This window comes from Curtobacterium sp. MCLR17_059 (assembly GCF_003234665.1).
Classification (GTDB): domain Bacteria; phylum Actinomycetota; class Actinomycetes; order Actinomycetales; family Microbacteriaceae; genus Curtobacterium; species Curtobacterium flaccumfaciens.
Genome location: NZ_QKSU01000024.1, coordinates 1 through 5,460, shown reverse-complemented (window position 1 = coordinate 5,460; position 5,460 = coordinate 1). Strand labels below are relative to the sequence as shown.

The following is a 5,460-nucleotide window of genomic DNA, read 5'->3' as shown; positions in this document are numbered from 1 at the left end:
GGGTCATGAAGCAATTCCTTTTGGATTGAAGATTGTCAGTAGACAGTCAACAGTCAGAATCAACTCGGTCTGATGCCTTCGGGTGTTGGGTCTGTATTTTTTTACGGAGAGTTTGATCCTGGCTCAGGACGAACGCTGGCGGCGTGCTTAACACATGCAAGTCGAACGATGATGCCCAGCTTGCTGGGTGGATTAGTGGCGAACGGGTGAGTAACACGTGAGTAACCTGCCCCTGACTCTGGGATAAGCGTTGGAAACGACGTCTAATACTGGATATGATCACTGGCCGCATGGTCTGGTGGTGGAAAGATTTTTTGGTTGGGGATGGACTCGCGGCCTATCAGCTTGTTGGTGAGGTAATGGCTCACCAAGGCGACGACGGGTAGCCGGCCTGAGAGGGTGACCGGCCACACTGGGACTGAGACACGGCCCAGACTCCTACGGGAGGCAGCAGTGGGGAATATTGCACAATGGGCGAAAGCCTGATGCAGCAACGCCGCGTGAGGGATGACGGCCTTCGGGTTGTAAACCTCTTTTAGTAGGGAAGAAGCGAAAGTGACGGTACCTGCAGAAAAAGCACCGGCTAACTACGTGCCAGCAGCCGCGGTAATACGTAGGGTGCAAGCGTTGTCCGGAATTATTGGGCGTAAAGAGCTCGTAGGCGGTTTGTCGCGTCTGCTGTGAAATCCCGAGGCTCAACCTCGGGCTTGCAGTGGGTACGGGCAGACTAGAGTGCGGTAGGGGAGATTGGAATTCCTGGTGTAGCGGTGGAATGCGCAGATATCAGGAGGAACACCGATGGCGAAGGCAGATCTCTGGGCCGTAACTGACGCTGAGGAGCGAAAGCATGGGGAGCGAACAGGATTAGATACCCTGGTAGTCCATGCCGTAAACGTTGGGCGCTAGATGTAGGGACCTTTCCACGGTTTCTGTGTCGTAGCTAACGCATTAAGCGCCCCGCCTGGGGAGTACGGCCGCAAGGCTAAAACTCAAAGGAATTGACGGGGGCCCGCACAAGCGGCGGAGCATGCGGATTAATTCGATGCAACGCGAAGAACCTTACCAAGGCTTGACATACACCGGAAACGGCCAGAGATGGTCGCCCCCTTGTGGTCGGTGTACAGGTGGTGCATGGTTGTCGTCAGCTCGTGTCGTGAGATGTTGGGTTAAGTCCCGCAACGAGCGCAACCCTCGTTCTATGTTGCCAGCGGGTTATGCCGGGGACTCATAGGAGACTGCCGGGGTCAACTCGGAGGAAGGTGGGGATGACGTCAAATCATCATGCCCCTTATGTCTTGGGCTTCACGCATGCTACAATGGCCGGTACAAAGGGCTGCGATACCGTAAGGTGGAGCGAATCCCAAAAAGCCGGTCTCAGTTCGGATTGAGGTCTGCAACTCGACCTCATGAAGTCGGAGTCGCTAGTAATCGCAGATCAGCAACGCTGCGGTGAATACGTTCCCGGGCCTTGTACACACCGCCCGTCAAGTCATGAAAGTCGGTAACACCCGAAGCCGGTGGCCTAACCCTTGTGGAAGGAGCCGTCGAAGGTGGGATCGGTGATTAGGACTAAGTCGTAACAAGGTAGCCGTACCGGAAGGTGCGGCTGGATCACCTCCTTTCTAAGGAGCATCTGGTCAGTGCTGGTCGCCCATTAGGGGTGGTTGGTTGCTGGTCCAGGCGCCTGTTTCGGACCGAACGTGTCCGACGGGTAGCTCATGGGTGGAACATTGACAGTGCAGTTGGGAGTGATGCTTCCGACCTCAGTACGCTCTGCTTGCAGGGTTGGGACGGGTCGGGGTGGAGCTGCTGGCTGGTGCACGTTGTTGGGTCCTGAGGGACCAGGCTTCCTACTGTCACGTGAGTGGTGGTGGGGGTTGGGCCTACGGGTCCTTCGTCGGGCCAGGGTGAACCTACCGTTGTGGTGGGGGAGTGCTGGTGCCGATCGTATGTTGAGAACTACACAGTGGACGCGAGCATCTTTGATTCGCGTCATCCATGACCGGCCTTTTGGGTTGGTGTGGTGTGACGTTGGATCGCAATTTTAATCTTTGTGGTCAAGTTTCTAAGAGCAAACGGTGGATGCCTTGGCATCTGGAGCCGATGAAGGACGTAGAAATCTGCGATAAGCCTCGGGGAGCTGATAATCGAGCCTCGATCCGAGGATTTCCGAATGGGGAAACCCCGCCAGGCGCTTTGCGACCTGGTGACTCCCGCCTGAATATATAGGGCGGGTAGAGGGAACGTGGGGAAGTGAAACATCTCAGTACCCACAGGAAGAGAAAACAACATGTGATTCCGTGAGTAGTGGCGAGCGAAAGCGGATGAGGCTAAACCGATCATGTGTGATAGCCGGCGGGCGTTGCATGGTCGGGGTTGTGGGACACGTCACTCAGTTCTGCCGGACTGGGACGGTTACAGCGCATCATAGTCGAACCGGTTTGAAAGCCGGGCCGTAGTGGGTGCCAGCCCCGTAGACGAAATGGTGTTATGGCCGGATGTGTATCCCAAGTAGCACGGGGCCCGAGAAATCCCGTGTGAATCTGTCAGGACCACCTGATAAGCCTAAATACTCCCAGATGACCGATAGCGGACAAGTACCGTGAGGGAAAGGTGAAAAGTACCCCGGGAGGGGAGTGAAATAGTACCTGAAACCGTTTGCTTACAAACCGTCGGAGCCTCCTTAGTAGGGGTGACGGCGTGCCTTTTGAAGAATGAGCCTGCGAGTTAGTGATATGTGGCGAGGTTAACCCGTGAGGGGCAGCCGTAGCGAAAGCGAGTCTGAATAGGGCGTTTGAGTCGCATGTTCTAGACCCGAAGCGAAGTGATCTATCCATGGCCAGGTTGAAGCGACGGTAAGACGTCGTGGAGGACCGAACCCACTTCAGTTGAAAATGGAGGGGATGAGCTGTGGATAGGGGTGAAAGGCCAATCAAACTTCGTGATAGCTGGTTCTCTCCGAAATGCATTTAGGTGCAGCGTTGCGTGTTTCTCGCCGGAGGTAGAGCTACTGGATGGCCGATGGGCCTCAACAGGTTACTGACGTCAGCCAAACTCCGAATGCCGGTGAGTGAGAGCGCAGCAGTGAGACGGTGGGGGATAAGCTTCATCGTCGAGAGGGAAACAACCCAGACTACCAACTAAGGTCCCTAAGCGTGTGCTAAGTGGGAAAGGATGTGGAGTTGCACAGACAACCAGGAGGTTGGCTTAGAAGCAGCCACCCTTGAAAGAGTGCGTAATAGCTCACTGGTCAAGTGATTCCGCGCCGACAATGTAACGGGGCTCAAGCACACCACCGAAGTTGTAGATTTCGCACTATAGACAAGCCTTCGTGGTTCAGTCGTGCGGAGTGGTAGGAGAGCGTCGTGTGGCGAGTGAAGCGGCGGAGTGATCCAGCCGTGGACGCTACACGAGTGAGAATGCAGGCATGAGTAGCGAAAGACGGGTGAGAAACCCGTCCTCCGAAAGACCAAGGGTTCCAGGGCCAGGTTAATCCGCCCTGGGTAAGTCGGGACCTAAGGCGAGGCCGACAGGCGTAGTCGATGGACAACGGGTTGATATTCCCGTACCGGCGAACAACCGCCCAAGCTAATCCAGTGGTGCTAAGAGTCCTAACCCGGTACAACCGGATCCCTTCGGGGTGATGGTGGCCGGTCTAACGCTCGACCCCATGCTGGTGCGGTTAGCGTATGAACAGGTGTGACGCAGGAAGGTAGCTGAGCCAGGCGATGGTATCCGTAAGGTGAACCTGGTGTAAGGATGTAGGGCTGACGATAGGCAAATCCGTCGTCTGTACGCCTGAGATCCGACGCGTACCCGTAAGGGGAAATCAGTGATCCTATGCTGCCGAGAAAAGCATCGACGCGAGGTTGCAGCCGCCCGTACCCGAAACCGACTCAGGTGGTCAGGTAGAGAATACCAAGGAGATCGAGAGAATCGTGGTTAAGGAACTCGGCAAAATGCCCCCGTAACTTCGGGAGAAGGGGGGCCGGACACGTGACCGGATTTACTCCGTGAGCGTTGAAGGCCGCAGAGACCAGTGGGAAGCGACTGTTTACTAAAAACACAGGTCCGTGCGAAGTCGCAAGACGATGTATACGGACTGACGCCTGCCCGGTGCTGGAAGGTTAAGAGGAAGGGTTAGCCTTTGGGCGAAGCTCTGAATTTAAGCCCCAGTAAACGGCGGTGGTAACTATAACCATCCTAAGGTAGCGAAATTCCTTGTCGGGTAAGTTCCGACCTGCACGAATGGCGTAACGACTTCCCAGCTGTCTCAACCGCGAACTCGGCGAAATTGCACTACGAGTAAAGATGCTCGTTACGCGCAGCAGGACGGAAAGACCCCGTGACCTTTACTACAGTTTGGTATTGGTGTTCGGAGTGGCTTGTGTAGGATAGGTGGGAGACTGTGAAGCGGGCACGCTAGTGTTCGTGGAGTCATTGTTGAAATACCACTCTGGTCACTTTGGATGTCTAACGTAGGACCCTGATCGGGTTCATGGACAGTGCCTGATGGGTAGTTTAACTGGGGCGGTTGCCTCCCAAAGAGTAACGGAGGCGCCCAAAGGTTCCCTCAACCTGGTTGGCAATCAGGTGGCGAGTGTAAGTGCACAAGGGAGCTTGACTGTGAGACTGACAGGTCGAGCAGGGACGAAAGTCGGGACTAGTGATCCGGCAGTGGCTTGTGGAAGCGCTGTCGCTCAACGGATAAAAGGTACCTCGGGGATAACAGGCTGATCTTGCCCAAGAGTCCATATCGACGGCATGGTTTGGCACCTCGATGTCGGCTCGTCGCATCCTGGGGCTGGAGTAGGTCCCAAGGGTTGGGCTGTTCGCCCATTAAAGCGGTACGCGAGCTGGGTTTAGAACGTCGTGAGACAGTTCGGTCCCTATCCGCTGCGCGCGTTGGAAATTTGAGAAGATCTATCCCTAGTACGAGAGGACCGGGATGGACGAACCTCTGGTGTGTCAGTTGTTCTGCCAAGGGCACCGCTGATTAGCTACGTTCGGACCGGATAACCGCTGAAAGCATCTAAGCGGGAAGCCGTCTTCGAGATGAGATTTCCATGCACCTTGAGTGTGAGAGGCTCCCAGCAGACTACTGGGTTGATAGGCCGGATGTGGAAGCGGGGACTAACGACCCGTGGAGCTGACCGGTACTAATAAGCCGAAGACTTGATAACACACTGATTTCCGTGCACTTGTTGCACGGGCTCGCGTCCACTTTGTGGTTCCCGACAGACGATCGGGAATCGAAACTGAATACACCGCTCTGCCCTCTTCACGGAGGGCAGCAGCTGGAACAGCTTTGAGACCAGATCATGGTCGAAGGTGTTCCGGTGGTCATAGCGAGAGGGAAACGCCCGGTCACATTCCGAACCCGGAAGCTAAGCCTCTCAGCGCCGATGGTACTGCAAGGGGGACCTTGTGGGAGAGTAGGACGCCGCCGGACTTAACGTA

General features: G+C 55.6%; 3 rRNA genes. All 3 read left to right on the top strand.

Annotated features, from left to right (window positions below):
- The first annotated feature begins 100 nt into the window (after positions 1-100).
- The 3 genes from DEJ12_RS17740 (at position 101) to rrf (ending at position 5,452) form a co-directional block, all read left to right on the top strand.
- A 16S ribosomal RNA gene (locus DEJ12_RS17740) occupies positions 101-1,622 on the top strand.
- Between the two features lie 433 nt (positions 1,623-2,055).
- Positions 2,056-5,183 (top strand): 23S ribosomal RNA (locus DEJ12_RS17735).
- 152 nt (positions 5,184-5,335) lie between these two features.
- A 5S ribosomal RNA gene (gene rrf, locus DEJ12_RS17730) occupies positions 5,336-5,452 on the top strand.
- The 16S, 23S and 5S rRNA genes sit together here, the layout of an rRNA operon.
- Positions 5,453-5,460 lie beyond the last annotated feature (8 nt).